Genomic DNA, 26,335 nt, shown 5'->3' with positions numbered 1-26,335 from the left:
TGGTGTTGATCCTGCGAGATCGGTCAATCCACACTGGCGCTGTCCGCCGTGGTCGATGAGCACCTCGGCTCGTCCGTCGATCTCCACCACTGGTGACCCGCTGACACTGTCAACGCGGCCGATTTGAATTGCTTTCAGCCGGTAGTGACGAACTCAGCCCCGACGGCCGATGCGTAGAGGCCGGATGCGGCATAACGCGTGCGACCCGTCGTCGGTGAGAGGCTCGATCGCCGGGTTGTCACGCAAACGCCGACGTTGGTCCGACTGCCGGGGCCGGAATCCCGGCAGCCCCTCCACGACCGCAGTGCGGCCCCCGTGCGGAAACGCAGTGGCGCCGCCCCATGCCGGAGCGCGATCCATGAAGGCCCGCGCACTGTCGTCGGTGCGAGCGTGAAGCTCGTTGTGGACCGGATCCACCGCGGACGGCGGCGGGTGGGGAGGTGACGTCATCGTTCACTCCTTGCGATGACGAGATCGTACATGATTTCAGATATAGTGTCCACGGTCACTTCTCTGCGGAGCAGACAAGCTGACGAGCGCGCCCGACCTCCCCAGTGGCTGCGCCCACCTCTTGCCCCTCGCGTGCGCGCTCCGACGTATCGGCGACGGCATCCACCGGCCGTTCCTTGCCGGGGTTCGCGCGAACCGGCGCGGTCGGGCCTTCTCGGTCGCGAAGCGGAGGAGTCGCGGCGTCACGGGCCGCTGTGGCCCCTCGTCGGCCGCGAAATGGAATAAGAAATCATGCACACAATGATATACGATTGCCTGTCCAGTGGGTTACGCTCCCCTCCAGCCCAGGACGCGTGTGATCGGGCTCACGCACCATGGAGGTCAGGCAATGAACATCCCACCCCGTCGGCTGCTCGCTCTGGCAGGAGCCGGCCTCGCCTTCTCGCTCGCCGCGTGTACCACCTCGACCGGTGCCGGCAGCGACGGCTCCGCGTCGGCCGCGGCATCCGACTACAAGCTTCCGGCTGCCGCGCAGACCGTGCTCGACAAGGCGGTGAAGGCCCCCACCTGGACTCCTCCCAAGACGTCGCCCAAGGCGGCGAAGGGCAAGTTCGTGGTCAGCATTCCCTGTGCCGAGGCGGCCGTCGGATGCGCCAGACCGGGAGACGCCTTCCTCCAGGCGGCCAAGGCCCTCGGCTGGCGCACCCAGCTGATCGACCCCGCCGGTGACCCGAAGAAGACGCAGGCGGCGCTGAAGCAGGCCCTGCAACTCGGCGCCAACGGAGTGTGGATGCCCGGCGGCACCGTCGAGGCCGTCGGCACCGACCTGCTCAAGCAGATGCGCAAGGCCGGCGTGGCCATGTTCACGCTCGGCGGTCGCTCGCAGCCGCTCGGCCCGTCCGCCTGGAGCGGCATCATGAACAACGACTACGGGCTGACCTCTCCGGCTCTCGCCGCCTACGTGGCCAAGGACAGCGGCGGCAAGGCCAAGGTCCTGATGGTCAACGACTCGGAGTTCCCCGATGTCGCCAACGGCGTGAAGGTCTTCGAGAGCAAGATCGGCGAGTACTGCCCCGGCTGCAGGATCTCCCAGCGGCTGGACTTCTCGATCACCGACATCTCGACGACCCTCCCCTCCCGGGTGAAGGCGATCCTCCAGGCCCACCCCGACATCAACTACATCTACGCCCCCTACGACTTCGCGGCCACGCAGATGTCGACGGCTCTCGCCCAGGCAGGTCTGGCCGGCAAGGTGAAGCTGGTCGGGGCCGACGGCAACCCGCAGAACATCCAGGCGATCAAGGACGGCACCCAGACGGTGTCCTACGCCCGTCCCTCGGAACTCATGGGCTGGGTCGTGGCCGATCAGATGAACCGTATCTTCAACGGCCGGCCGACCATCGACGACGCTGCCGGGTTCCAGACCGAGGACTACCCCACCCAGCTGCTCGACAAGTCGAACCTGCCGGCCGACGTCGCCAAGCCCTGGGACGCGGGGGTCGACTACCAGTCCGCCTACAAGAAGCTCTGGGGCGTCGGCTGAGCCGCCGAGGCTTCCGGCCCCGGGCGGGGATCGAGTGTTCGCCACGGCGATCCCCGCCCGGCTTCCAACCTCCCGTTCGCCGATGTCACATGGGAAGGCAACCGATGTCGGAATCCAGTCCGGTCGGCGGCGCGTCGCGTGCCGAGCCCGTCTTCGGCGGTCTCGTCGTCGAAGACCTGTCCAAGACGTTCACCGGAACCAAAGCGCTCGACGGGGTGACGGCCCACTTCCCGGCGGGCCGGATCACCGCGCTCCTCGGCCAGAACGGCTCGGGCAAGTCGACGCTGATCAAGATACTCGCCGGGTTCTACCACCCGGATGCCGGCGGCCGGATCACCGTCGCGGGCCGCGAGGTCCCGACCCCGGTCGCGCCCAGGCGGGCACATGACGCCGGACTCCGTTTCATCCACCAGGACCTGGGGCTGGTGGAGAGCCTCACGGTCGAGGACAACTTCTCGTTCGTGAACGGTTTCGGCACCGGCCTGGTCGGGTCGATCCGCCACAAGGACCTCCGCCGGCGGGTCCAGCGGTCCCTGGACGACTTCGGCGTCGAGGTCTCCCCGCGCGCGCTCGTCTCCACGCTCTCGCCCACCCAGCGCACCATGGTGGCGATCGCCCGGGCCTTCGCGGACGACGGGTCCGGGAGCCCGATCGCCGATCGCGTGCTCATCCTCGACGAGCCGACCGCCTCGCTGCCCGCAGGCGAGGTCCACACCGTCTTCCGGGCCCTGCGCCAGGCGCGCGACGCCGGCGCGACCGTCGTGTTCGTCAGCCACCGCATCGACGAGGTGCGGGAACTGGCCGACCGGCTGGTCGTCCTGCGCGACGGCAAACTCACCGCCGACCGCGATCTGGGCGGGCTCGGTGTCCGGGACATCGTCAGCCTGATCCTCGGCCGCGAGTTCACCCGGGTGCGGGCGGAGCGCCGCGAGGTGTCCGGCGACATCGTGCTGCAGTGCCTCGGACTGCAGGGGCGGCGGCTTCAGGGCATCGACCTCTCCGTACGCAGGGGCGAGATCGTCGGTGTCACGGGCCTGCTCGGGTGCGGTCGCAGCGAGCTGACCCGACTGGTCACCGGCGCTCAGACCGCGTCGTCGGGGAGGGTGCTCCTGGACGGAGCCGCGATGTCCTTCCGTTCCCCGAAGGACGCGATCAAGGCCGGTGTCGCCTCCGTCCCGCAGAACCGGCGTGCCGACGGCTGCATCCCCGCCATGAATCTGCGCCAGAACATCACGCTGAGCGATCTCGGGCCGTTCTGGCGGGGTGGCCGCCTGCGGCAGAAGGAGGAACGCACGGCCGCCCGCTCCGCCGTAGAGAGCTTCGGCATCAGGCCCGGGGTCACCGAGAAACCCCTGTCGAAGTTCAGCGGCGGGAACCAGCAGAAGGCCGTGGTGGCGAAGTGGACGCGTATCGCCCCCAGGGTTCTCGTCCTCGACGAACCCACCCAGGGCGTCGACATCGGCGCCAAGCAGGAGATCGCGCAGATCGTCACCCGGCTCGCCGACGACGGCGTGGCCGTCCTCGTCGCCTCCAGCGACTTCGAGGAGCTCGTCAACCTGTGCGACCGCGTCCTCGTGCTCAACCGAGGACGCCTCGTGGCCGACGTCCCGCGCGAAGAACTCACGGAATCACATCTGACCGTACTGTCCACAGGAGAGGGAACCGAGCGATGAGCGACACCAAGCGGGACCAGGACCCGGCTCCGCCGATCGAGCAGACGTCCGTGGTCGTCGTCGAAGAGGCCGGCACCGCACCGGCCGGGGTGGCCGCCGCCGGTGCGGTGCCGGCCCCGCCGGCCGGGCGCGGTTCGTCGCTCACCGACCTTCTCGCCAACTACGGCGTCTTCCTCTTCCTGGTGCTGCTCAGCGTCGGCTTCAGCATCGCGCAGCCGGACCAGTTCCCCACCACCGAGAACCTGCGCGTGCTGCTGGGGGACAACGCGGTACCGGGACTGCTGGCCCTGGCCGTGGTCATTCCGCTGGCGGCGGGCGAGTTCGACCTCTCCGTCGGCGCCACGCTCGGCTTCACCTCGATCCTCACCGCCCAACTGACCATCCACGGCACACCCGTCGGCCTGGCCATCCTGCTGGCCGTGCTCGTCGGGGCGGTGGTGGGCGCCGTCAACGCCGTGCTGGTCGTCGGCATCGGCGTCAACGCCTTCATCGCCACCCTGGCGACGGCCACCGTGCTCTCCGGACTCAATCTGCTGGTCACCGGCGGACGAACGCTGTTCGAGGGCATACCCGACGGCCTCAAGGAGATCGCGAACAGCAAGATCCTGGGCATCGACCTCACGGTGTACTACTTCCTGATCGGGGCGCTGGTCCTCTGGTACCTGCTCGAACACACCCCGTTCGGGCGGCTGTTGAGAGCGACGGGCATGGGCCGGGAAGCGGCCCGCCTCACCGGTGTGCGCACCTCGTCCTTCCTGGCCGGCAGCTTCGTCATCGCCGGCGCCATCGCCGGCCTGTGCGGAGCACTGCAACTGGCCCGCGTCGGATCGGCGACCGCGTCCATGGGACCGGAGTTCCTGCTCCCGGCGTACGCGGCGGCCTTCCTCGGCTCCACCACCATCAAGCGCGGCCAGTTCAACATCTGGGGCGCCGTGGTGGGCACCTTCCTGCTCGCGGTGGGGATCACCGGCCTCACCTTCGCGGGCGCCCCCTTCTGGGTGCCGAACGTCTTCAACGGCGGCGCCCTCATCATCGCGGTCTCCGTGGCCGTTCTGGTCGGACGCCGGGCCGGCGACACGACGTAGACCACACCCCAGCCCGCCGCTTCACACCCCCGTTTCCGCAGGAGAGACAGCAATGAGTGCATCGACCGACCAGGGAAAGACACTCCGGCTCGTCTGGCCCCAGTGGCAGGGCGCCGCCCCGGACGTGGTCGCCCTGCTCACCCCCGAGCTGCCGCTGCCGTCCGCCCAGCTGGGGTACCACCTCGGGAGCAGGATGCTCCAGTGGCTGGCCCCTGCCGCGGACGGCCCCGAAGTGGTCGTACCCGTACCCACCGAGCGCGAGGGCCTGACCTCCACCGACGGGGTGTTCGCCCGTGAGGTCGTCCTGGAGCAGCTCACATCGGCGCTCGCAGCCATCGCGGCGGAGGCCCCGGACCGCATCGTGACGCTCGGCGGCGAGTGCTCGGTGAGCGTGGCGCCCTTCGGCTACCTGGCGGCCAGGTACGGCGACGACCTGGCCGTCGTATGGCTGGACGCCCACCCGGACACGGGCATGCCCGAGAGCCGGTACGACGGCTACCACGCGATGGCCGTCTCCCACATCCTCGGCCACGGCGACAAGGAGTTCGTCGAAGCCCTCCCGGCCACCGTGGCCCCGTCCCGGCTCGCCCTGGCGGGACTCCATGTGTGGGAGGACGACCAGGAACCCTTCACGACGGGATGGGGCCTGACCACGTTCGCTCCCGCGGACCTGGAGCACGACTCGCGGCCGCTGCTGGAGTGGCTGCGGGCGACCGGCTGCTCCAAGGTCGCCCTGCACCTCGACGTCGACAGCGTCGACAGCAACGACATCGTGCTGGGGCTCGGCATGGAACCGGACGGACTGAGCCGGGACGCCGTCCTGCGGACCATCAACGACGTCGCCGGCGTGGCGGACGTCGTCGGTATCACCGTCGCGGAGTACCTGCCCCGCCAAGTCATCGCGATGCGGGAGCTGTTGAGCAGGCTGCCCCTGCTGGGCCACCGAGCGGACCCCGCCAAGTGAGGAAAGAGAACATGCCGAGCGGAATCCCCACGGCCCGCGGAGTGGACCACGTGGGCATCACCGTGCCCGACCTCGGTCAGGCGGTCGACTACTTCGTGTCCGTCCTCGGCGCGCGCGAGGTCTACCGGGGACCGGTGATCGAGGACGCGACGGGGAGCTATCTCGCCGACCATCTCGACGTCCACCCACGGGCCCGGCTGCAGGTGGCGATGACACGGTGGGGGCGGCAGCAGAACGTCGAGCTGCTCGAATACCGGGCTCCGGGCGGGCGGAGCGAGATGCCGGGCAACGCCGACGTCGGTTCCGTCCACCTCTCCATCGACGTCGAGGACATCCAGGCGGCCTGGGAGTACCTCGCGGACGACCCCCGCAACCGCATGATCGGCGACGGCCCGCAGACCATCCGCGACGGCGTGAACGACGACATGACGTGGTTCTACTTCCGCACCCCCTGGGGGATGGTCATCGAGTGCTCGTCGCGGACGGCACAGGCCCCGGCCGACTGGCCCTGTGCCCTCCACCGTCCCACCGGACCCTGGCACGACGAGCCCGCCGAGGACACGGCCGCTCCGTACCCGCCGTCCTCCGGCTGACCGCAGGTCCCGCCCTCCCGACCACCGCGGGCCCGCCCCGCCGACCGAAGGACCCAAGTGACCCAGACGATATCCACGCCCACCGACGTCGACCTGGCGGACCTGCTCGACGACCTGGCCCCCGACCGGGGCATCTGGATCGACGGCCGGGGCCGCGCCGCCGGCGACGGAGCGGCCTTCCACGTCGAGGACCCTGCCACCCTCGACACGATCGCGCCGGTCGCCGACGGTGGCCCGGCGGAGGCCGCGGCGGCGGTCGACGCCGCGGCCACCGCCTTCCCCGGCTGGGCGGCGACTCCCGCGCGCGGGCGCTCGGAGGTGCTGCGCCGCGCGTTCGAGCTGATGATCGCGGACCGGGAGCGCCTGGCCGCCCTGATCTCCTGGGAGAACGGCAAGGCACTCGACGACGCCCGCGCCGAGGTGACCTACGCGGCGGAGTTCTTCCGCTGGTTCGCCGAGGAGGCCGTGCGCACCGAGGGCGAGTACGGTGCCGCACCGAACGGAGGCGCGCGGACCGTCGTCACCCATCGCCCGGTCGGTGTCGCCGCTCTGGTGACACCCTGGAACTTCCCCGCGGCGATGGCCACGCGCAAGATCGGCCCCGCCCTGGCGGCCGGCTGCACGGTGGTTCTCAAGCCCGCCAGGGAGACCCCGCTCACCGCGCTGGCGATCGCCCGGATCCTGCAGGCGGCCGGACTCCCCAGGGGCGTGGTCAACGTCGTGCCGACCACCAGGTCGGCCGAGACCGTGACGACCTGGCTCGACGACCCCCGGGTCCGGAAGATCTCCTTCACCGGGTCGACATCGGTCGGCCGTACGCTGCTGAAGCAGGCCGCGAACCGGATCGTGAACTCCTCGATGGAGCTCGGCGGCAACGCGCCCTTCGTCGTCACCGAGGACGCTGACCTCGGCAAGGCCGTGGCCGGCGCGATGATCGCCAAGTTCCGCAACGCCGGGCAGGCCTGCACCGCAGCCAACCGGTTCTACGTGCACGCCGATGTGGTGGACGAGTTCGTCGCGCTCTTCGGAGCCTCGATCGAGGCGCTCCGCGTCGGACCGGCCTTCGCCGAGGACACCCAGCTCGGCCCCCTGGTGAACCGCAAGGCCGTCGCCGACGTGACACGCCTGGTGGACGAGGCGGTCGCCGCGGGTGCCCGCACGACCCACCGGGGGACCGCGCCGGCCGTCGGGCACTTCTACCCGCCCACCCTGCTCACCCACGTGGCCCCCGACGCGGCGATCCTGGGCGAGGAGGTCTTCGGTCCGGTCGCTCCCGTCGTGGTCTGGAGCGACGAGGCGGAACTGCTGCGCTGGGTCAACAGCACCCCGTACGGACTGGCCGCGTACGTCTACGCCGGAGACCTCCAGCGTGCGCTGCGCCTGGGCGAGGCGATCGAGGCCGGCATGGTCGGCGTCAACCGCGGCATCGTCTCCGACCCCTCGGCGCCGTTCGGCGGAGTCAAGGAGAGCGGACTGGGCCGCGAGGGCGGCCGGGCGGGGATCCGTGAGTTCCAGGAGACCCAGTACCTCAGCGTCGACTGGCCGTAGCCGCCGATCCGGACACCCACCCGTACACCGCACCCGTACACCGGCCCGCACACCACTGAAAGGGATCACGCCATGACATCGCTGACCGGCAAGGTCGCCGTCATCACCGGGGGAGGCCGCGGCCAGGGGCGCTCGCACGCCGTGGCCCTCGCACGGCAGGGGGCCTCGGTGGCCGTCTGCGACATCGACGGGCAGTACCCGACCATCCCGTACGACATGACGCGGGACCGTGACCTGGCGGAGACGGCGGAGCTGGTCAAGGAGGCCGGCGGAGAGTGCCTGACCTTCACCGCCGACGTCCGGGACCCCCGCCAGGTGGACGACTTCGTCGCCGCCACCGTCGAGCGCTTCGGGCGGGTGGACATCCTCAGCGCCAACGCGGGCGTGTGGGCCTTCTCCACCGTCGCCGAGACCAGCGACGAGCTGTGGCGGGACACCCTCGACACCAACCTCTCCGGTGTCTTCCACGCCATGCGGGCGGTCGCGCCGCACATGATCGCCCAGCAGAGCGGCCGTATCGTCGCGACCTCCTCCATGTGTGGCCGCAGGGGCACTCCGAACATCGGCGCCTACACCGCGAGCAAGTGGGGGGTGATCGGTCTGGTGAAGGCCGCCTCCGTGGAACTCGGCCAGTACGGCGTCACCGTCAACGCGATCTGTCCGTCGTACGTCGACACACCGATGATCAACTTCGACGGCTACCACCGGATGTTCCGCCCCGACCTCGACGAACCGACCCATGAGACCTCGGAACAGGTCGTCCGCACCCAGCACACGCTGCCCGTCGGGTCGTTTCCCGCGCGGTACGTCACCGACGCGCTGCTCTACCTCGTCTCCGACGGCGCGGCCATGATCTCCGGCACCGCGCTGGACGTCACCGCCGGCATGAGCGCGCAGTGGAGCGCCTGACCGCCTGAGCCCGGACAGGAGTCCGAACATGCATACGATCATCTTCGCCACCCGGCGGAAGCCGGGACTGACCCGCGAACAGTTCGCCGAGCACTACCGCTCGGTCCACGCCCCGCTGGCGCGCAGGCTGCCCGGCCTCGTCGAGTACCGACAGACCCTGCTGCGCGACGACTACCGGTGGGAGGGACAGAAGTGCGGTTACGACGCCGTTTCCGTCTACGTCTTCGAGAGCGACGAGGCCGCCGAAGCGGCGTGGGCGTCACCCGAGGGCGTGGCCCTGAACGAGGACACCCTCCTCTTCATCGACTGGGACACCGTCATCTCCTACCCCGGCACCACCACGGACGTCCACCGCCCCTGAGACAGGCTCACCCACCCAGCCCCACCCCCGGAGACCGCTCATGCACGACCAGAACACCGCATCGGACTCGGGCAGAGCCCGCGTCGAAGCACACTCGACCGACTACATCCCCGAGACCGAGCGCCATGGGACCGTCTGGCAGCAGGCGCCCTTCTGGTTCATGATCAACGGGAACGTCACCACCGCGCTCACCGGTGTGGTGGGGGCCAGCCTGGGCCTGAGCATCGTCTGGTGCCTCGTGGCCATCGTGACGGGCGGCCTCTTCGGCACCTTCTTCACCGCCTTCCACGCCGCGCAGGGCCCGCAGCTGGGTCTTCCGCAGATGATCCAGTCCCGGGTCCAGTTCGGCAGCCGGGGACTGGTCGTCCCGCTCGCCGTGGTGGTCTTCGTCCAGTGCGGCTTCGGCGTCTTCTTCATCATCCTCGGGGCGAACTCGCTGTCGGGCATCACGGCCCCGCACAACGGGTTCTACGAGCCGCTCCTCTGTGTCGTCGCCGCCGTCATCGCCATCGTCGGACACGACCTGGTGCACCGCGTCCAGCGCTGGCTGTCGATCCTGGTCCTCGTCAGCCTCGCGCTGGTGACGGTGGCCGTGCTCGCCGAGGTCGACCTGTCGGGCCTGATGTCCGCCGGAGGCTTCCAGTGGACGGCCTTCCTGGCCCAGTTCGGGGCCTCGGCCGCCTACCAGATCGCACTCGCCCCGATGGTCTCCGACTACACCCGGTACCTGCCGAGGAAGACCGGGACCCGGCGCGTGGTGGGCATGGTGTTCCTGGGCTCGCTGGCCTCGGCGACCTGGCTCGAACTGCTGGGCGCCGTGGTGACGACGGCACGGCCGGGCGCCGACACGGTGTCGGCCATCCAGCACTACGGGGACTCGTTCCTCAGCGGGCTGGGCTGGATCACCCTGGCCGTGACGGTGCTGTCGATGATCGGCGTCCTGCCGACGACGTTCTACAGTGCCGCGATCAACGCGCTGAGCGCCTTCGACGCGTTCCGCACGGTCCGCCCGTCGGCCCGGTCACGGGTCGTGGTGGTCATCCTTCTGGTGGCGCTGACCTACGTCGCCACCGCCGCCATTCCCGACCACTACCTGGGCAGTTTCTCCAGCTTCCTGGCCCTGCTGTCCTATCTGCTGATCCCGTGGACCGCGGTGAACCTCGTCGACTTCTACCTGATCCGGCACAGCTCGTACGCCATCGCCGAGATCCTCGCCCCTGGCGGCGGCGTGTACGGCCGCTGGGGCGGCCGGGGGCTGATCTCCTACACCGCCGGCCTCGCGGCCATGGTCCCGTTCTTCTCGACCAGCCTGTACACCGGTCCCCTCGCGCACGCTCTCGACGGCGCGGACATCTCACCGCTGGTCGGGCTGCCCGTCGCCACGCTGTGCTACTGGCTGCTGATGCGCGGCGCCGATCTGACGGCGGAGCGCACGGCGATAGCCGTCGACAAGGACCGGCTGCTGACCCTCCGGTCCGGCGCGGCCTCCGCCGGCAGCTCACTGGCGCAACCCTCCTGAGCGGGATCCGGAGCGGCCGTCGAGGGGTGTCCCGACGGCCGCTCCGGCGTGCCGCCATCTCGCGGGGCAGGCCCGCTCCGCAGTTGATAACGAGCGAGCCGGGCAGCACGCTGTGTCCTATGGACGCGCTTGGCTCCGGCCCGCGTGACGAGGACCGACGGCCCGAGGAGGGGCGGTCCGCCGCGCGCGTCGTCGTCGACGCGCGGGGCCACATCGTCGAGTGGGACGCCGCAGCCGAGCGGCTGTCCGGCTACGGTCCGGCGGAGGCGCTGGGACGGGCCGCGGCGGAACTCCTGGCCGCCGGGACCCTCCGGGCACCGGGAGCGGAGGGCTGGCAGGGCGTCTTCCCCGTCCGTCATCGGGACGGCCGGTGTGTTCGCCTCTCGGGCACCGTCCGAAGCGTGGTGGGCGGCGGTCACGAGTGGCTGCTGACGGATGCCGAGACCGAGTCGCCCGCCCGCGGCCCGGAGGTCCGTGCACTGTCCGACTGGGCGCTGTCCATGGCCCCGGTGGCTCTGACGATCTACGACCGCGACCTGCGCTGCGTGCGCCAGAACGCCGCCATGCGCCGTCTGACGGGAGTGTCCGACGAAGACCGCGTCGGCCGTTCCCTCGACGCGGTGCTCAGCGGCCCGGACGTGGCCGACTGCGAGACCCGGATGCGCCGGGTGGTGGAGACGGGGCGCCCGGAGGACGACTTCCAGGTGCGCGGCCGGGTCCCCGCCGACCCCGGGCACGACCGCGTCTTCTCGGCCTCCGTGTCACCGGTGCGCAGACGCGACGGCTACGTCGTGGGCATCTGCACCACGGTCGTCGACATCACGGAACACCATCGGCACCGCGAGCAGCTGGCCCTGCTCAACAAGGCCAGTACGTACATCGGCAGCACCCTCGACGTGACCCGTACCGCGCAGGAACTGATCGAACTGGCGGTGCCCCGGCTGGCCGACTTCGCGACCGTGGATCTGCTGGACACGCTCCTCAAAGGCGACGAACCGGTACCGGGGCCGGTCACGGGCGACGCCGTGCTGCGGCGCGTGGCCGTGCAGTCGGTGCTCGCCGGGGCTCCCGAATCGGTGACGAAGGTCGGCGACGTGGACGTCTACCCCGAGACCTCGCCGCCCGGCCGGTGCCTGGCCACGGGCAGGTCCGTGCTCAACCGGGACGCGGACGCGGCGGTCGCCCGCTGGATGCGGGCGGACCCCTCCCGCCGGGCCAAGGTGCGTACCTACGGGTTCCACTCCTGGCTGCACGTGCCGGTGACGGCGCGGGGCAGGACCCTGGGAGTGGTGTTCTTCGGGCGGTGGCAGCGCGACGAGCCCTTCGACGAAGCCGACGTCACCCTGGCCGAGGAGCTGGTGGCGCGGGCCGCCGTCTGCCTGGACAACGCCAGACGCTTCACCCGGGAGCGGTCGGAGGCGCTCGCCCTGCAGCGCAGTCTTTTGCCGCGGGAACTGCCCGAGCTGTCGGCCCTGGAGGCCGCCTCCCGGTACCTCCCCGCGCAGCCGAGGCTGGGGGTCGGCGGCGACTGGTTCGACGTGATCCCGCTGTCCGGGGCCCGGGTCGCCCTCGTGGTCGGCGACGTGGTGGGACACGGCGTCCAGGCGGCTGCCGCCATGGGCCGGCTACGCACGGCCGTGCGCTCGCTCGCCGATGTCGACCTCGCCCCGGACGAGCTGCTCACCCACCTCGACGACCTGGTCATCCGGCTCGCGGCGGAGTCCGAGGCGCACGAGGGGACGGGCGGCCCGACCGGCGAGACCGGCGCCACCTGCCTCTACGCCGTCTACGACCCGGTCAGCGGTCGTTGCTCCCTCGCGACCGCCGGCCACCCCGCTCCCCTCGTGGTCGACCGGCAGGGCAGGACCGAGTTCCTGGAGCTGCCGGCCGGACCACCGCTGGGACTGGGCGGGCTGCCCTTCGAGGCCGCCGACGTGGAGGTCCCGCAGGACGCCCTGCTCGCCTTCTACACGGACGGGCTCGTGCAGTCCCGCGAACGGACCATGGACAGCGGCCTGGAGGCGCTCGCCCGTGCCCTGGCCACCCCGGCCGGCTCACTGGAGTCCCTCTGCGACCGCGCCGTCGGTGACGTGGTGTCGGGCCGCCCCGACGACGACGCCGCGCTGCTGCTGGTCCGGCCGCGGCGGCTGCCCGCCGACAAGGTCGTCTCCTGGGAGCTGCCCGCGGATCCCGCCGTGGTGGCGACGGTGCGCGCGGACGCCGTGCGGCAGCTGATGGCATGGGGGCTGGAGGAGTGCGGTTTCGTCACCGAGCTCGTCGTCAGCGAGCTGGTCACGAACGCCATCCGCTACGGTGCCCCGCCCATCCGGCTACGGCTGATCCATGACCGCACGCTGATCTGCGAGGTCGCCGACGGCAGCAGCACCGCACCGCACCTGCGCAGGGCGCGGGTCTTCGACGAGGGCGGCCGTGGTCTGATGCTGGTCGCCCAGCTCACGGACCGCTGGGGCAGCCGCCAGCAGACCCGCGGCAAGGTCATCTGGTGTGAGCAGGCGCTGCCCCGGGCGGACGCGGCACCGACCGTGTGACTCCCGGCCGCCGGCCCCGGGTCAGACGCCGGTGCCGGATCCGGAGCCCGTGTCGTGGGCGGCCTGGGATTCGAGGAACGCCCGCAGCGTGCCGAGCTTGTGCTCCCGGGTCGCCACCTCGATCTCGAGCGCCGGGGCGCCCGCCTCCAGCAGATCCAGGATGTGGTCGTGCTCCGCGACCGACTCACGGGCCCTGAGCGGCACGAAGACGAAGGTGGAACTACGGATCATGCTCATCCGCTCCGTGTCCCGTTCCACCAGCTCCCGCAGATGCGGATTGGGGCACCGGGCGCACAGCAACGCGTGGAAGCGCTGGTTGGTCCTGGTGAAGCCCAGCGGGTCGAAGTCCTCCAGGTGGCGCCGGAGTTCGTCGTTGAGCTGCCGTCCCTGCGCGATGTCGTCAGGTGTGAGCAGGGGCGCGGCCAGCGAGGTGGCGGCGCCCTCCAGGTAGGCGAGGGTCTGCATCACGTGGGTGTACTGGGCGGAGTCGATGCCCACCACTTCGGCGCCCACGTTGCGTTCGAAGCGCACATAACCCTGGGCTTCGAGACGGCGGACGGCCTCCCGCACGGGGACCGCGCTGATCCCGAACTCCTTGGCGAGCTGGCCGAGGACAAGGCGGTGACCGGAGACGTAGACACCGTTGACGATCCGCTCCCGGAGCACCCGATACGCGGACTCGGACTTCGAAATGGGCTCCGTGCCGCTGGTCTTCGCCGCCATGCTCCCGCCCTCGCCGGCCGACGCCGGCTTCGACTCTCGCGTTCCCGTCCCGGGTCCTGTTGTTGCAAATGATATACGGCGGTGCCCCGTGGTTCGGCGCGAACCGGGAACCGCCGGCCCGGTCGGGGACCGGGCCGGCGGACAGCGAGGGAGCGGCGTGTCAGCGCCCCGGCCACTTGGCGGTGGCGCCCAGGTCGAGAGGGATCGCCGCGCCGGTGAGGGCCCGGCCTTCGTCGGAGCAGAGCCACAGCACCGCGGACGTCACGTCGTCGGACTCCACCCAGGGCGTGTCGAGGATGTGGTACGACGAGAAGGCCTCACGGGCGTCCTCCTCACCGGGGTCCGGCAGGTCCGGCCGGAAGACCTTGAAGGTGTTCTCGTTGAGGATCATCGGCGTGGCCACGTTGGTGGGGTTCACGCTGTTGACCCGGATGCCGTAGGGGCCGAGCTCGTTGGCCAGGGACCGCATGATGCCGTTCACGCCGTGCTTGGTGGCGGCGTAGTGGGCGAGCCCGGGCATCCCCATCAGGCCGGCGATCGACCCCGTGAAGACGATCGACCCGCCCTGCCCCCGCTCGATCATCGACGGGATCGCCGCGCGCAGCGTGCGCCACACCCCCGTGAGGTTGATCCCGATCATCTCGTCCCAGACCTCGTCCGGGAGTTCCCAGAACCGGCCGAGAGTCGTGATGCCGGCGTTGGGCAGCACGATGTCGATGTGCCCGAACTCCTCCAGGGCCTCGGCCACGACCCGGTCGACGGCCTGCTGGTCGCGCACGTCCCCCTGGCGCGCGATGATCTTGCCGCCCTCGGCCTCCACCAGCCGTACGGTCTCGTCGAGATCCTCCTTCCCGGGTGAGGGATAGCGGACCGTACCGATGGTGTCGGCCCGGTCGAGGCCGACGATGGCGGCGCCCTCGCGGGCGAACCGGACCGCGTGGTTGCGGCCCTGCCCGCGCGCGATGCCCGTGATGAAGACGACTTTTCCGTCGAATCGGCCCATGCCGGCCACAGTCCTCTCATGGGAGGGGCCCGTCCCGGGCCCCGGCTGACGTGCGGGGGTGTCAGGCGGCCGGTTCGAGCCCGAAGTCCACGACGACCTGGCCGGTGCCGGTGCTCGGGAAGTAGTCGCAGAGCTGCTCCCCGCGACCGCGGTAGGCGGAGCCGCCGAGCAGGCCGAAGAGCATGCCGGTGTCCGCCATCGCGCCCTCGCCGCTGCACCGCCGGTTGTAGTCGGGCAGCATGCTGAGGAATTCCTCGGTGCGTCCCTCGCGCCACATGTCGAGAACCGCGTGGTCCATCCTGGCGTTGAAATCGGCGCTGATGCGGTCGAGGTACTGGCTGGTGAGCGCGTTGGTGGGGAACTGGTGCGACAGCGAGCCGCTGGCCAGGAAGGCCACCCTGCGGCCGCTGCGCCGGGCGGCCCGGGCGATGGCCTCGCCCACCCGCAGGTTCTCCTCGATGGTCGAGTACATGTTGCAGCCGATGGGCAGCACCCGGATCCTCGGCTCGTCGCTGTTCATGATGTGCATCGGCACCAAGGTGCCGTACTCAAGGCCAAGCTCGGGGATGTCGTGGACCAGCGCCTTCTGGCCGCCGGCCGTGATCTCCTCCCCGATGAGCTCCGCCAGTTCCGGGTCACCGGGATACGAGTAGTGCAGTCCCCGGATGAAGTGCGGCAGCTCGTGCGAGGCGTACACCCCGGAGTGCACGGCCTTCGCGTTGAGATGGAAGCCGGAGCTGTTGAGCCAGTGGGTGTCGGCGATGACGTAGGTGTCCACCTGCCGCTCCCGGGCCCGGCGGCCCACCTCGGCCAGCGCCTGCTCGGCGGGCCGCCGGATGCCGTGGTGCTTCCCCTCCTGGAGGGAGAGCCAGATGGAGGGCACGTGTGTGATCTTCGAGGCGAGGACGATCTCACCCATGTTCCGCTCCGTTCACTCGGCGGGGCCGGCCCCGAAACGGGGGACGGGAAGGGTGCGCAGGGCGACGTGGACGATGTGCGACTCGGTGTAGAAGTCGATGCTGTGCCGGCCGCCCTCGCGGCCGATGCCGCTCGCCTTCACACCGCCGAAGGGAGTGCGCAGGTCCCGGACGTTCTGGGAGTTGATCCACAGCATTCCGGACTCGATCTCCCGGGACAAGGTGTTGGCCCGGTCCAGGTTGTTCGTCCAGATGTAGGCGGCCAGGCCGTAGGCGGTGTCGTTGGCCAGCTCGACGGCCTCCTCGTCCGTGTCGAACGGGGTGATGCACAGCACCGGGCCGAAGATCTCCTCCTGGAAGATCCGGTGGGCCGGCTTCACGTCGGCGAAGACCGTGGCGTTCAGGAAGTTCCCCTCGGGCAGCCCCTCCGGGCGGGTGCCGCCGGCCACCAGCCGGGCGCCCTCGGCCGAGCCGATCTCGACGTACTCGCGCACCCGTGCGTAGTGCTCGGGGTGGATGAGCGCCCCCAGCTCGGTCCTCGGGTCGCCGGGCAGGCCGATGCGGACGTTGCGGGCACGCTCCGCGACCCGGGCGACGACCTCGTCGTAGACCGGACGCTCGACCAGCAGCCGGGAGCCCGCGGTGCAGCGTTCGCCGTTGAGGCTGAAGATCTGGAAGACGGCGGCGTCCACCGCGGCGTCCAGGTCGGCGTCGGCGAAGACCACGCAGGGCGACTTGCCGCCCAGCTCCATGGAGAGGGTCTTGAGGTTCTTGGCCGAGTTCTCGGCGATGATCCGGCCCGTCGTGGTCTCGCCGGTGAACGAGATCAGCGGGACCTGCGGGTGGTCGACGAGCGCCGCCCCGGCCTCCTCGCCGATGCCGTGGACGATGTTGAAGACGCCGGCCGGGACCCCCGCCTGCTCCATGATCTCCGGCAGCAGGCTCGCCGACAGCGGCGACCACTCGGCTGGCTTGAGCACCAGCGTGCAGCCCGAGGCCAGCGCGGGCGCCAGCTTCCAGCTCTCCAGCATGAACGGGGTGTTCCAGGGCGTGATGAGGCCCGCGACGCCGATCGGCTTGCGGATCACGTGGTTGTACTGCTCCTCGCCGACCTGGAAGGCCTCCTCGGTGCCGGAGACGATCACGTCGGCGAAGAAGCGGAAGTTCTCCGCGGCGCGGTGGGCCTGGCCCCGGGCCTGGGTGATCGGGAGGCCGGTGTCGTAGGCCTCCAGCTCGGCGAGCCGCTCGTCGGCCGCCTCGATGCCCTCGGCGATCCGGTAGAGGATCCGGGAACGCTCCCGCGGCTTGAGCTTCGGCCACGGGCCCTCGGTGAAGGCGCGCCGGGCCGCCTCGACGGCGCGGTCGATGTCGGCGGCCTGACCGGCCGCGCACACCGTGTACGGCTCGTTGGTCACCGGGTCGAGCACCGGGAAGGTCTCACCGCCCAGGCTCGGTACCCGCTCGCCGCCGATGTAGTGCGTGAGCAGCTCGGGCAGCTCCGCGGGGCGCGAGGCGAGCTCGGGTGTCGTGGTGGTACTGGTCATCGGGCTGCGACCTCCAGGGGAGCCGGAACCAGGTCACGTGCCTGGTCCAGCAGGGACAGGATCTTCTGCCGGCCGGGCTCGGTCGGCGGGACGAGGGGCGCCCGGACCGCACCGGACGGCAGGATGCCCAGCTCTTCGAGCACCCACTTCGCGGGCGCCGGGTTGGTCTCCACGAACAGCAGCTCCACCAGCGGGTGCAGCCGGTAGTGCAGCTCGGTCGCCTCTTCGTGGCGGCCGGCCGTGTAGTGGTCGTACATCTGGGCCACGGCGCCGGGGGCGAGGTTGGACAGGGCGCTGATGAAGCCCGTCCCGCCCAGGGCGAGCAGCGGCAGGCACAGCAGCTCGATGCCGGACCACATCAGGAAGTCACGGCCGCATCGGTGGTAGACGTGGGAGAAGTGCTCGAAGTCCTTGGTGGTCTCCTTGATGCCCACGATGTTGTCGTGGTCCCTGCGGAGCCGGTACACGGTCTCGGGGTCGATCTCCACCGCGGTGCGGACCGGCACGTTGTAGACCACGATCGGCAGGTCCGGGTACTCCTTGGCGATCCGGGAGTACCACTGGTAGAGCGCCTCCTGCGTGGGGCGCGCGTAGTACGGCGTGACGACGAGGGCGGCGTCGGCGCCCAGGTCGCGTGCCACGCCCGTCAGGACGAGGGTCTCGTCGAGCTTCAGGGAGCCGGTGCCCGGCAGGAAGGGCACCCGGTCCGCGGTCTCCTCGGCGACCACGCGCATCGCGGCGACGCGCTCCTCGACGGTCTGGACGCCCGGCTCACCGGTGGACCCGCCGATGGACAGGCCGTGGGATCCGCCCGCGAGCTGCCAGCGGCAGAAGGAGCGCAGACCGTCGAGGTCGACGTCCAGTTCGGGGGTGAAGGGCGTCACCAGAGCGGTGAACGCGCCGCGCAGGCGCGCGGGATCAGAACGGAACTTCATCAGGCGACCTCCAGGTCATGTATGAAATCATATATGATTTATGAGCTGGAGGTCCAGCTCTTGTCCGGCACGTTCTCCGGCACGAGTGGGTCAGACCGCCCAGCCGTACTGCAGGGGCCACGCCGGCTCGACACCGAGTTCCACCGCCGCGCGCCGTACCCAGTCGGCGTCGCGCAGGAGTTCCCGCCCGAGCAGTACGGCGTCCGCCGTTCCGGAGGCCACGATCCGCTCGGCCTGGGCCGGCTCGGTGATCTCGCCGACCGTCGCGACGGGCACCCCGGTGGCGCGCTTGACCTGTTCGGCGAACGGCACCTGGTAACCCGGCCCGGTGCGGATCACCGCGTCGGGCACGAGGCCGCCCGTGGAGACGTCCACCAGGTCGACACCCCGGGCGGCGAGTTCCTTGGTCAGGGTGATCGTGTCCTCGACCGTCCAGCCGGTCCGCTCGTCCTCGGGATTCTCCGTCAGCCAGTCGGTGGCCGACGTCCGGAAGAAGACGGGGAGCCCGTCGGGCCACACGCCCCGCACCGCCTCGACGATCTCCAGCGCCAGCCGGGCGCGGCCGGCGAAGCCGCCGCCGTAGCCGTCGGTACGGCGGTTGGTGTGCGGGGACAGGAACGAGTGGACCAGGTACCCGTGGGCGCCGTGCACCTCGACCACCTTGAAGCCGGCCGCCAGGGCGCGCCGCGCCGCCGCCGCGAAGTCCGCGACGATGCCGCGGATCTGCTCGGCGGTCAGCTCCGCCGGCACGGGGTAGCCGGGGGCCACGGCCTCGGCCGTCGGCCCCACGACCGGCCAGCCCCCCTCGTGCGGCGGCACCGGCCGGGCCCCGAGCCACTGCGCGTCCGTCGACGCCTTCCGCCCGGCGTGCCCCAGCTGCACACCGGGGACCGTGCCCTGGTCGGCGAGGAAGTGGTTGACGCGGGAGAACATCTCCACCTGACGGTCGTTCCACAGCCCGAGGTCCGTGGTGCTGATGCGGGCCTCGGGGCTGACCGCGGTGGACTCGACCATGATGAGGCCGACACCGCCGAGCGACCGGGCGGCGAGATGGGCGAAGTGCCAGTCGGTGGGGACCCCGGCGTCGGGGCCGTCGCTCGCCGCCGAGTACTGGCACATCGGCGACATCCAGGCGCGGTTGGGGATGCTGAGAGACCTCAGCGTCAGGGGTTCGAACAGGGAGGACACAGTGCGGGCTTCCTTGGGTGCGGGGTGGGAGAGGGGCGGGCGACGACGCGGTTCAGAACCCGTTGTCCAGCTGGAGCGTCTTCTCGGCGATCCGCCATCCGTCGGGAGTCGCCACGACCTTGTCGAGGTACCAGCCCGCGGTCACGACCCGGGTGGTTCCCTCCGCGCTGGCGAGCACGGTCACGTAGGAGCGCACGGTCGCCGCCTCGGGGGAGTGCTCCAGGAACATGAAGTTGCTGATCACATGGCGGCGCTGGTCGGTCTGGGACTCCTTGAACTGCCGGATCTGGCCGACGATTTCGTCCCGGCCGACCCGCGGACCGACCGTCCGCTCCTGCCCGACGTGCATCGTGTAGCGGGCGTCCTTGGTGAAGACGGACCCCAGCTCGTCGAAGAGACGCTCGTCGTGCAGCCAGCCGTAGCGGCTCAGCAGGTCCTGGATCTCGTGCCTGTCGTTCATCGGTGGGCTTCTCCCCGGGTGTCAGAAGGGACGGTCCAGGCCGTCGTAGATGTACTGGATGAGCCAGCGGCCGTCCCGCTTCACGAGGTCGAACCGGTAGATGCCGGTCGTCACCAGGGAGGTCTCCGCGGCGGACGCGCACAGCGCGAACGGCGCGATGACCTCGCAGCTGTCGTCGGTCAGCTTCTGGACGATGGGGTTGGTCATGAGATGGCGTCGCTGGTCGGTCTGGATCTCCCAGATCCCGCACAGCCATGACACGACCTTCTCCCGGCCCTCCTCCCGGAAGTCGCTGTGTCCGGAGACGCTGCCGGCGAAGACGGCGTCCTCGGTGAAGACGTCCTCCAGCACGTCACGCCGGCGTTCGTCGTAGGCCAGGCCGTACCGGTACAGGGTCTCGACCACCATGATCCGGTCGACGGCCCGCTCCAGAGTGGTGGGCACCGCCTGCACCCTGCCCAGCTCCAGCTCGCCGGTGCCGTGGGCCCAGGCCGGCGCACAGTCGCCGAAGGTGTTTCCGTTGTCGGACACAAGAAGTCTCCTTTGCCTTCTTCGTCTTCCGTCTTCTTCGTCTTCTTCCGCGTCAGTTGCCGCGCTTCTCGAATTCCCGCAGGGTCCTGAGTTTGTGCTCCCTGGCCGCCATCTCGACGGTGAGTGCGGGAGCACCCTCCTCGATCAGCCGTATGAGGTTCTCGTGTTCCTCCACCGAGGTCAGGGCCCGTCCGGGCAGGAGACTGAACGTCGACCGGCGGATGACGCCGAGGCGTTCCCACTCCCGGTGCACCAGGGTGCTGAGATGCGCGTTCGGGCAGCGGTTGCAGAGCAGTTCGTGGAACTCCTGGTTGAGCCGGGTGAAGCTGACCGGGTCGAAGTCCTCCATGGTGCGCCGCAGCCGCTCGTTGAGGTCCCGGGCGGCGGCGATGTCGTCCTGGCCGAGCACGGGTGCCGCGAGCGAGGTGGCCACCCCTTCGAGGAAGGCCAGTGTCTGCATCACCTGGACGTACTCGGCCGGGTCGATCGTGGCGATCCGCACACCGGTGTTGCGCTGGTGGATGACATGGCCCTCCGCTTCAAGGCGGCGGATGGCCTCCCGTACCGGTACCGGGCTGACGCCGTAGTCCCGTGCGACCTGATCGAGTACCAGCCGGTGTCCCGGAAGGTACTGGCCTTCGCGGATCTGGGTCTTCAGGCCCTCGTACACCCGATCGGTCTTCGACATGGGCCTGCCGTCCTGCGGTCCCCCCTGTGCTTTCACGTTGGTGTCCATTCCCCGGTCAGCTCTGCGCCACCGCCGGGCGCGGTTCGCCGGCCGCACACCATGCCTCGTAGCGTCCTGCCCACTCGGCGTTCATCGGGTAGAGGCCGTCGACGCCCTCGCCGTCGGCCACCTGCTGGGCGATGAAGCGTTCCTGCCGCTCCTGCTCGACGGCGTCCCGTACGACCTCGTCGACCAGCGCGGGAGGAATGACGAGAACCCCGTCGGCGTCACCGACCACGACGTCGCCCGGGCGCACCAGGGTCCCGCCGCAGGCGATCGCGACGTCGCCCTCCCAGGGGACGTGCCGGCGGCCCAGCACCGCGGGGTGTCCCCCCGCGTGATAGGTCGGGATGTCCAGCTCCGCCACCGCGGCCAGGTCCCGCACGCCGCCGTCGGTGACGATGCCCTCGGCTCCCCGGAGCTGGGCACGGAGCGCGAGGATGTCGCCGATGGTCCCCGACGTGGCGTCCCGCCGGGCCTCGATCACCAGGACCTCGCCCGGCTGGATGCGTTCGACCGTCGCCTTCTGGGCGTTCAGGCCACCGCCGAACTCCTTGAACAGGTCCTCGCGCAGGGGCAGATAGCGCAGGGTCCGGGCGGTGCCCACCATCCGCCGGGAGGGGCGGGTCGAGGAGAGACCGTCGACGGAGACCTGGTTGAGGCCGCGCTTGCGCAGTTGGGAGCTGAGCGTGGCCGTGGACACGCTCAGCAGCAGCTCCCGCTGCTCCGGCGAGAGCGTGTCGGCCGGTGCCGCCGGCCCGCCGAGCGCGTCCGCCCGTACCTTCTCGTCACGGCGGGGCATCGCGCCGATCGGGCTGAGCGGCCGGTCGTCCTCGACCACCGTGTTGCCGAGCCGTCCGGTGGTCAGGGTGCCCGCGCTCACCTCGATCTCGACGGTGTCGCCCGGCAGCACGACGGTGGAACCGGCGGGTGTCCCGGTCAGGATGACGTCCCCCTCTTCGAGGGTCATCAGCCGGGAGAGGTCCGCGACCAGGTGGGGCAGGCTGAACAGCCAGTCGTCGGAGCCGGCCCGCTGCACCGGACTGCCGTTGACCCATGCGCGCAGTTCCAGCTCGGCGGGGTCGACGGCGCGGGCATCCAGCAGGGCGGGGCCGAGCGGGGTGTATCCGTCGATGCCCTTGGAGCGGACGTTCGACCCGCGGTCCGCGTAGCGCAGGTCGTAGACCCCGGCGTCGTTGGCGGCCGTGACCCAGCGGACGTGGTCCCAGGCGTCCTCGACGGCGATGCGGCGTCCCGGCTTCCCGATGACGAGCGCGATCTCCGCCTCGAAGGCGAGCAGTTCGCAGCCGGCCGGCCGGAGCAGGGGATCGCCGTCACCGGCGAGCGTCGAGGGCGGCTTGAGGAAGTAGGAGGGGTACGCAGGAGTTCTGCCCCGTTCCTCGGCGCGGCTGCGGTAGTTGAGATGGACCGCGAGAACCTTTGAGGGGGCCACGTCGAGTGGGTGGGTCATGGCATCACTCCTATCGTTGATGAAATCGTATATGACTTGCGGAGTGATTACCAGGAGCCGAGCGCTGGACGAATCGAGGGCGGAGGGCCCTGACGGACCGGCCCGCAATCACGGACGCCCAGACGCCCGCACCGTAGGCGAGGTCGTCGAGGCGTCGGGCGATGCCGTAACGCACCGGGTCGAGACCTGCCTTGTCCTTCCGGTACTCGAGGGCGATGTCGGTGAGCGCCGCCACGGCCGTGGCCCTGCGGACGCGGCTCGACACCGCGCACCCGAGCGCCGTGACGGGCCACCAGTGCCGGGTCAGCAGAGCGGAGGTCTGGCTCAGCGCGCCGACGGCCCCGTTGGCCGTGAGCCGGAGCGCCGAGCGGTAAGGGTGGCCGGTCCCGTCGAGCTTGCGCGCGATGCGCACCGAGGCGCCTGCGCAGAGCAGTCCGGCGACGGGCAGCGACCACCGCCGCTGGGCGAGGAGCGTGCCGGCCAGCGCCGCGCTCCACGGTGCGAACAGGGCGGGGGCGATGAACTCGGGATGGCGCCGGGCGAGCGGGGCGGCCCCGGTCCCGTACGCGGCCTTCCGCAGGAACCAGTCGTCGACCCGGACACGGTGTTCATGGGCGGCCTCCGCGGCCGGCTCGTACCGTACCCGCAGGCCGTTCTCGATGAGCCGCCAGCACAGGTCGACGTCCTCGCCGATGCGCAGTGCGTCGTCGAAGCCGTCCTTCAGCACGTCCGCCCGGGCGACGACACATGCCGTGCTGGCCCAGGAGACAGGCGTACCCGGGCGTACGGCAGCGGGGTGGCGGCCGAGGTCGAGCGAGGAACGGGCCTCTTCGTAGCGTCCGATCCAGGTCGGACGGCCGGCGCCGGCCAGCCCGGTGATCCGGGGTGTGACCATGGCGACCCGGGGGTCGGCGAAGTGCCTGAGCAACGTGCGGACGGCGTCAGGAGCCACGACCACGTCGGAGTCGGCGAAGACGACGAAGGGGGTGGTGACGAGGCGGAGACCCGCGTTACGGGCTCCCGCGGGGCCGACGTTGGTCGTCAGCCGGACCAGCCGGGCCCCGTGCCGTGCCGCGACCTCCGCGACCGGCTCGGGGTGGTACGAGGCGTCGTCGACGACGATCACGGGCTGGTCCGTTCCGACGCCGGCCAGGAGGCGGTCCAGCTGGTGCGCGCGGTCCCGGACGGGTACGACGACGGTGTAGCGCGGGTCGGGGCACGGGGGCAGCGCGCCGACGACGGGATTGGCCATGCCCGCCTCCAGCAGACGGTCCGCCAGCAGAGCGCTCGCCGCGTCGGTCACCCGCAGGGTCCTGCCCGCCAGCAGGGCACGGGCGCGTGGAGTCAGGCGCAGCAGACGGGTCGGGAAACCGCCGAGGAGGGCCCGGCCGTCGTCGAGGACCCGGGTGTGCCGGTCGAGGGCGACCGTGAATCCGTGCGGGAGTGACATCAGCGCTCGACCTCGCTCTCGGCTGTGCTCTCGGCCGCGGGACCGCTCGTGCCCGAGGATCTGGCCCCGGGCACGACGAGATGTCCACGAGCGTCGGTGATCCCCGAACCGATACGGCGGACCGTGAGCGACACCATCGACGCGAGGAGCCGGCGGCCCTCCTCGGCCGAGGCGCCGGTCGGATCGCCCAGAACACCGGAGGGCGAGACGGCACGGACCCCGTGGGCGACGAGCTCCGGCAGGAGAGCGGTGACGGGCCTGACGTCACCGACGACGGCCGCGTCCGTCCGTACGTCCTTCGGCGCCAGATGCAGCATCAGCGAGGTCTCCGTGCGGCCGGCGTGCGCGTCCGCGCCCGGTACGGCGCAGCCGGTCCAGGCCACGTCGTGGCCCTCGGCGCGCATCCGCGGCACGGCTGTGGCCAGGGTGGGGGCGTTCCCGCCGTGGCCGCTGACGAGGACGACGGACCCGGCCCACAGCGACAGGGAACGCACCAGCTCCACGATCACCGAGGCGAGCGCCTCGTGTCCGATGGAGACGGTGCCCGGAAAGTGCGCGTGTTCCCCACTGGCGCCGTACGGCAGCGCCGGGGCGACCAGGGGGGAGCCGGGCAGTTCGTTCGCCGTCCCCACGGCGACGGACCGGGCGATGACAGTGTCGGTGTCGAGGGGCAGATGGGGACCGTGCTGTTCCGTCGAGCCGATCGGCACGAGGACCAGGGGCCTCGGCGGGACATCGGGCCACACGCTGCGCGCCAGATCCTGAGAGGCTGCCCGGGCCGTGGTCACAGGGCGCCGAGCGTTCTGGTGAACCCGGCCGGGATCACCAGGTCGTCCGGCGACAGTTCGTGCACGGACGAATGACCCAGACCGAGGACGGCGGAGTCGAGGCCGCCGCGCATGATGTCCAGGACGTTCTCGACTCCGGCCTGCCCGTTGGCCGCGAGGCCCCACAGGTAGGCGCGGCCGATCAGGACGGCGCGGGCGCCGAGGGCGAGTGCCTTGGCCACGTCGCCGCCGCGGCGGACGCCGCCGTCGAGCAGGACCTCGACCTCGTGGCCGACGGCCTCCGCCACCGACGGGAGGATGCGGATGGTGGCGGGGGTGGTGTCGAGGTTGTTGCCGCCGTGGTTGGACACCGACAGGGCGGTGACCCCCGCGTCGACGGCCCGCTTCGCGTCGTCGACCCGGCTGACGCCCTTGAGGAGGAAGGGCCCGCCCCACTCCTCGCGCAGCCACTTGACGTCGTCCCAGGTGGGGGGTGTGGTCTGCATCCACTCGTAGTAGGCGCCGAAGAACGTGGGCGCCGGGCCCCCGCCCGCGGGCTTCAGGTTGGGGGCCGTCAGGTCCGGGATCCGGCCCGACTTCGCGAACTGCCACAGCCAGCCCGGCCGGGTGACGACGTTCGGGGCGAGCTTGGCCATCGCCTTCAGGTCGATCTTCTCCGGGATGGCGGGGCTGCCCCAGTCCCGGCCGTGGGAGAAGGACCAGTCCAGGGTGACGATGAGCGCCTTGGCGCCGGCGGCCCTGGCGCGGTCCATGCGCTGGACCATGGTGTCGCGGGTCCCGCTCCAGTAGAGCTGGAAGAACGTGTTCGGATTCGCGTCCGAGACCTCTTCGATCGGCTTGCTGGCGAAGGAGCTCAGGCCCATGATCACACCCCGGTTGGCGGCGGCGCGGGCCACGGCCACCTCGCCCTCCGGGTGCACCGCCTGCACACCGGTGGGCGAGATCAGGACGGGCAGCGCCGTCTCCACACCCATCACGGTCGTCGACAGGTCCCGCTCGGCGTGATGTCCGACGACGCGGGGAGCGAAGCCCAGTTCGGCGAACGCGCCGGTGTTGTCGTCGATGGTGCGACCGCGCTCGGAGCCGGCGACGAGCGCGCCGTAGACCGTGCTCGGCAGGTGCTTCTCGGCCCGGCGCTGTGCTTCGGCGACTGTTTCGAACCAGGGGTTTCTAGGCATGTGTCGCGCCCTTTCCGGTGGGTGTCGGGTCCAGCCCGGCCAGCGGGCTCTCGGCGCAGGCGTTCACCGGGGGGCGGCGGGTGAGTACCAGGTCCACGGGGCCCCGTGAGTGGTCGCCGGAGGGTTTGGGGAGCCGGGCCGGGTCACGCCGGGCGAGGAGCTGTTCGCCGTGGCCCTGGACGCATTCGGGGTCGGGGCCGTCCAGGGGCAGGCCGGTGAAGAACTT

Annotated in this window: 23 protein-coding genes and 1 pseudogene; 10 read left to right on the top strand and 14 right to left on the bottom strand. The window is 70.9% G+C overall.

What is annotated here, in order from left to right:
* Positions 1–838 precede the first annotated feature (838 nt).
* The 10 genes from AB0D74_RS21660 to AB0D74_RS21615 all read left to right on the top strand — a co-directional run bounded on the left by AB0D74_RS21660 (position 839) and on the right by AB0D74_RS21615 (position 13,194).
* Positions 839–1,993 (top strand): substrate-binding domain-containing protein, encoded by a 1,155-nt coding sequence (locus AB0D74_RS21660; protein WP_362589164.1) that lies wholly within the window; start codon positions 839–841, stop codon positions 1,991–1,993.
* Positions 1,994–2,097: 104 nt separating this feature from the next.
* Positions 2,098–3,666, top strand: coding sequence for a sugar ABC transporter ATP-binding protein (locus AB0D74_RS21655; RefSeq protein ID WP_362589161.1), 1,569 nt, complete (start codon positions 2,098–2,100; stop codon positions 3,664–3,666).
* A complete protein-coding gene (locus tag AB0D74_RS21650) occupies positions 3,663–4,751 on the top strand; it encodes an ABC transporter permease (RefSeq protein WP_362589158.1) in 1,089 nt (362 codons plus the stop codon). The genes AB0D74_RS21655 and AB0D74_RS21650 overlap by 4 nt, the downstream gene beginning before the upstream one ends.
* A 52-nt stretch (positions 4,752–4,803) precedes the next feature.
* Positions 4,804–5,715, top strand: a complete 912-nt coding sequence (locus AB0D74_RS21645; protein WP_362589155.1) for an arginase family protein — start codon at positions 4,804–4,806, stop codon at positions 5,713–5,715.
* 11 nt (positions 5,716–5,726) lie between these two features.
* Positions 5,727–6,308 (top strand): VOC family protein, encoded by a 582-nt coding sequence (locus AB0D74_RS21640; RefSeq protein ID WP_362589152.1) that lies wholly within the window; start codon positions 5,727–5,729, stop codon positions 6,306–6,308.
* Between the two features lie 57 nt (positions 6,309–6,365).
* Positions 6,366–7,856: an NAD-dependent succinate-semialdehyde dehydrogenase gene (locus tag AB0D74_RS21635; protein WP_362589148.1), complete on the top strand. Its 1,491-nt coding sequence runs from the start codon at positions 6,366–6,368 to the stop codon at positions 7,854–7,856.
* A gap of 72 nt (positions 7,857–7,928) precedes the next feature.
* A complete protein-coding gene (locus tag AB0D74_RS21630) occupies positions 7,929–8,765 on the top strand; it encodes a mycofactocin-coupled SDR family oxidoreductase (RefSeq protein ID WP_362589145.1) in 837 nt (278 codons plus the stop codon).
* A gap of 28 nt (positions 8,766–8,793) precedes the next feature.
* Positions 8,794–9,126 (top strand): EthD family reductase, encoded by a 333-nt coding sequence (locus AB0D74_RS21625; protein ID WP_362589142.1) that lies wholly within the window; start codon positions 8,794–8,796, stop codon positions 9,124–9,126.
* A 40-nt stretch (positions 9,127–9,166) separates the two neighbouring features.
* Entirely contained in the window at positions 9,167–10,645 is a 1,479-nt protein-coding gene (locus tag AB0D74_RS21620; RefSeq protein ID WP_362589139.1) for a cytosine permease, read from the top strand.
* Between the two features lie 119 nt (positions 10,646–10,764).
* Positions 10,765–13,194, top strand: coding sequence for a SpoIIE family protein phosphatase (locus tag AB0D74_RS21615; protein WP_362589136.1), 2,430 nt, complete (start codon positions 10,765–10,767; stop codon positions 13,192–13,194).
* A gap of 21 nt (positions 13,195–13,215) precedes the next feature.
* On the opposite strand, the gene AB0D74_RS21610 is transcribed toward AB0D74_RS21615, so the two are convergent.
* The 14 genes and pseudogenes from AB0D74_RS21610 to AB0D74_RS21545 all read right to left on the bottom strand — a co-directional run.
* On the bottom strand, positions 13,216–13,917 hold the full coding sequence (locus AB0D74_RS21610) for a GntR family transcriptional regulator (RefSeq protein WP_362589134.1): 702 nt from the start codon (positions 13,915–13,917) through the stop codon (positions 13,216–13,218).
* Between the two features lie 160 nt (positions 13,918–14,077).
* Entirely contained in the window at positions 14,078–14,920 is an 843-nt protein-coding gene (locus AB0D74_RS21605; protein ID WP_362589132.1) for a mycofactocin-coupled SDR family oxidoreductase, read from the bottom strand.
* A gap of 61 nt (positions 14,921–14,981) precedes the next feature.
* Positions 14,982–15,839 carry a 3,4-dihydroxyphenylacetate 2,3-dioxygenase gene (gene hpaD / locus AB0D74_RS21600; RefSeq protein WP_362589129.1) on the bottom strand — a complete coding sequence of 286 codons (858 nt, stop codon included), beginning with the start codon at positions 15,837–15,839 and terminating at the stop codon, positions 14,982–14,984.
* A 12-nt stretch (positions 15,840–15,851) separates the two neighbouring features.
* Positions 15,852–17,381: a 5-carboxymethyl-2-hydroxymuconate semialdehyde dehydrogenase gene (gene hpaE / locus AB0D74_RS21595; RefSeq protein ID WP_362589126.1), complete on the bottom strand. Its 1,530-nt coding sequence runs from the start codon at positions 17,379–17,381 to the stop codon at positions 15,852–15,854.
* On the bottom strand, positions 17,378–18,316 hold the full coding sequence (dapA, locus tag AB0D74_RS21590; protein ID WP_362589123.1) for a 4-hydroxy-tetrahydrodipicolinate synthase: 939 nt from the start codon (positions 18,314–18,316) through the stop codon (positions 17,378–17,380). Before dapA ends, hpaE begins: the two co-directional genes overlap by 4 nt.
* A gap of 90 nt (positions 18,317–18,406) precedes the next feature.
* On the bottom strand, positions 18,407–19,504 hold the full coding sequence (locus AB0D74_RS21585) for an NADH:flavin oxidoreductase/NADH oxidase (protein ID WP_362589121.1): 1,098 nt from the start codon (positions 19,502–19,504) through the stop codon (positions 18,407–18,409).
* Positions 19,505–19,556: 52 nt separating this feature from the next.
* Positions 19,557–19,964: a nuclear transport factor 2 family protein gene (locus AB0D74_RS21580; RefSeq protein WP_362589118.1), complete on the bottom strand. Its 408-nt coding sequence runs from the start codon at positions 19,962–19,964 to the stop codon at positions 19,557–19,559.
* A 21-nt stretch (positions 19,965–19,985) separates the two neighbouring features.
* Complete coding sequence (locus AB0D74_RS21575) at positions 19,986–20,495, bottom strand: nuclear transport factor 2 family protein (RefSeq protein WP_362589115.1); 510 nt, start codon at positions 20,493–20,495, stop codon at positions 19,986–19,988.
* A 52-nt stretch (positions 20,496–20,547) separates the two neighbouring features.
* Complete coding sequence (locus tag AB0D74_RS21570) at positions 20,548–21,183, bottom strand: GntR family transcriptional regulator (protein ID WP_362589112.1); 636 nt, start codon at positions 21,181–21,183, stop codon at positions 20,548–20,550.
* Positions 21,184–21,238: 55 nt separating this feature from the next.
* The gene (locus tag AB0D74_RS21565; RefSeq protein ID WP_362589110.1) at positions 21,239–22,693 is read right to left on the bottom strand and encodes a fumarylacetoacetate hydrolase family protein; all 1,455 of its coding nucleotides are present in this window, start codon (positions 22,691–22,693) and stop codon (positions 21,239–21,241) included.
* 10 nt (positions 22,694–22,703) lie between these two features.
* Positions 22,704–24,143 carry a mycofactocin biosynthesis glycosyltransferase MftF gene (gene mftF / locus AB0D74_RS21560; RefSeq protein ID WP_362589107.1) on the bottom strand — a complete coding sequence of 480 codons (1,440 nt, stop codon included), beginning with the start codon at positions 24,141–24,143 and terminating at the stop codon, positions 22,704–22,706.
* The gene (gene mftE, locus AB0D74_RS21555; RefSeq protein ID WP_362589104.1) at positions 24,143–24,889 is read right to left on the bottom strand and encodes a mycofactocin biosynthesis peptidyl-dipeptidase MftE; all 747 of its coding nucleotides are present in this window, start codon (positions 24,887–24,889) and stop codon (positions 24,143–24,145) included. The genes mftF and mftE overlap by 1 nt, the downstream gene beginning before the upstream one ends.
* 38 nt (positions 24,890–24,927) lie before the next feature.
* The gene (gene mftD / locus AB0D74_RS21550) at positions 24,928–26,109 is read right to left on the bottom strand and encodes a pre-mycofactocin synthase MftD (protein ID WP_362589101.1); all 1,182 of its coding nucleotides are present in this window, start codon (positions 26,107–26,109) and stop codon (positions 24,928–24,930) included.
* Positions 26,102–26,335 (bottom strand): annotated as a pseudogene (locus tag AB0D74_RS21545) (mycofactocin radical SAM maturase); the annotation flags it as partial. The pseudogene AB0D74_RS21545 and the gene mftD, both read right to left, overlap by 8 nt.

The sequence above is a fragment of the Streptomyces sp. NPDC048278 genome, assembly GCF_040652195.1.
Taxonomy (GTDB): Bacteria; Actinomycetota; Actinomycetes; order Streptomycetales; family Streptomycetaceae; genus Streptomyces.
The sequence above is the reverse complement of the archived record's forward strand: the minus strand, read 5'-3'. Positions and strand labels throughout refer to the sequence as shown.

Excerpts from the sequence above, each read along its gene's own strand:
- AB0D74_RS21640 (WP_362589152.1), top strand. The coding sequence starts at position 5,727 with ATGCCGAGCGGAATCCCCACGGCCCGCGGAGTGGACCACGTGGGCATC.
- dapA (WP_362589123.1), bottom strand. The coding sequence starts at position 18,316 with ATGAAGTTCCGTTCTGATCCCGCGCGCCTGCGCGGCGCGTTCACCGCT.
- AB0D74_RS21610 (WP_362589134.1), bottom strand. The coding sequence starts at position 13,917 with ATGGCGGCGAAGACCAGCGGCACGGAGCCCATTTCGAAGTCCGAGTCC.
- AB0D74_RS21630 (WP_362589145.1), top strand. The coding sequence starts at position 7,929 with ATGACATCGCTGACCGGCAAGGTCGCCGTCATCACCGGGGGAGGCCGC.
- AB0D74_RS21570 (WP_362589112.1), bottom strand. The coding sequence starts at position 21,183 with ATGTCGAAGACCGATCGGGTGTACGAGGGCCTGAAGACCCAGATCCGC.
- AB0D74_RS21645 (WP_362589155.1), top strand. The coding sequence starts at position 4,804 with ATGAGTGCATCGACCGACCAGGGAAAGACACTCCGGCTCGTCTGGCCC.
- AB0D74_RS21620 (WP_362589139.1), top strand. The coding sequence starts at position 9,167 with ATGCACGACCAGAACACCGCATCGGACTCGGGCAGAGCCCGCGTCGAA.
- AB0D74_RS21650 (WP_362589158.1), top strand. The coding sequence starts at position 3,663 with ATGAGCGACACCAAGCGGGACCAGGACCCGGCTCCGCCGATCGAGCAG.
- AB0D74_RS21655 (WP_362589161.1), top strand. The coding sequence starts at position 2,098 with ATGTCGGAATCCAGTCCGGTCGGCGGCGCGTCGCGTGCCGAGCCCGTC.
- AB0D74_RS21605 (WP_362589132.1), bottom strand. The coding sequence starts at position 14,920 with ATGGGCCGATTCGACGGAAAAGTCGTCTTCATCACGGGCATCGCGCGC.
- hpaD (WP_362589129.1), bottom strand. The coding sequence starts at position 15,839 with ATGGGTGAGATCGTCCTCGCCTCGAAGATCACACACGTGCCCTCCATC.
- mftD (WP_362589101.1), bottom strand. The coding sequence starts at position 26,109 with ATGCCTAGAAACCCCTGGTTCGAAACAGTCGCCGAAGCACAGCGCCGG.
- AB0D74_RS21565 (WP_362589110.1), bottom strand. The coding sequence starts at position 22,693 with ATGACCCACCCACTCGACGTGGCCCCCTCAAAGGTTCTCGCGGTCCAT.
- mftF (WP_362589107.1), bottom strand. The coding sequence starts at position 24,143 with ATGTCACTCCCGCACGGATTCACGGTCGCCCTCGACCGGCACACCCGG.
- hpaE (WP_362589126.1), bottom strand. The coding sequence starts at position 17,381 with ATGACCAGTACCACCACGACACCCGAGCTCGCCTCGCGCCCCGCGGAG.
- AB0D74_RS21615 (WP_362589136.1), top strand. The coding sequence starts at position 10,765 with ATGGACGCGCTTGGCTCCGGCCCGCGTGACGAGGACCGACGGCCCGAG.
- AB0D74_RS21580 (WP_362589118.1), bottom strand. The coding sequence starts at position 19,964 with ATGAACGACAGGCACGAGATCCAGGACCTGCTGAGCCGCTACGGCTGG.
- AB0D74_RS21660 (WP_362589164.1), top strand. The coding sequence starts at position 839 with ATGAACATCCCACCCCGTCGGCTGCTCGCTCTGGCAGGAGCCGGCCTC.
- AB0D74_RS21625 (WP_362589142.1), top strand. The coding sequence starts at position 8,794 with ATGCATACGATCATCTTCGCCACCCGGCGGAAGCCGGGACTGACCCGC.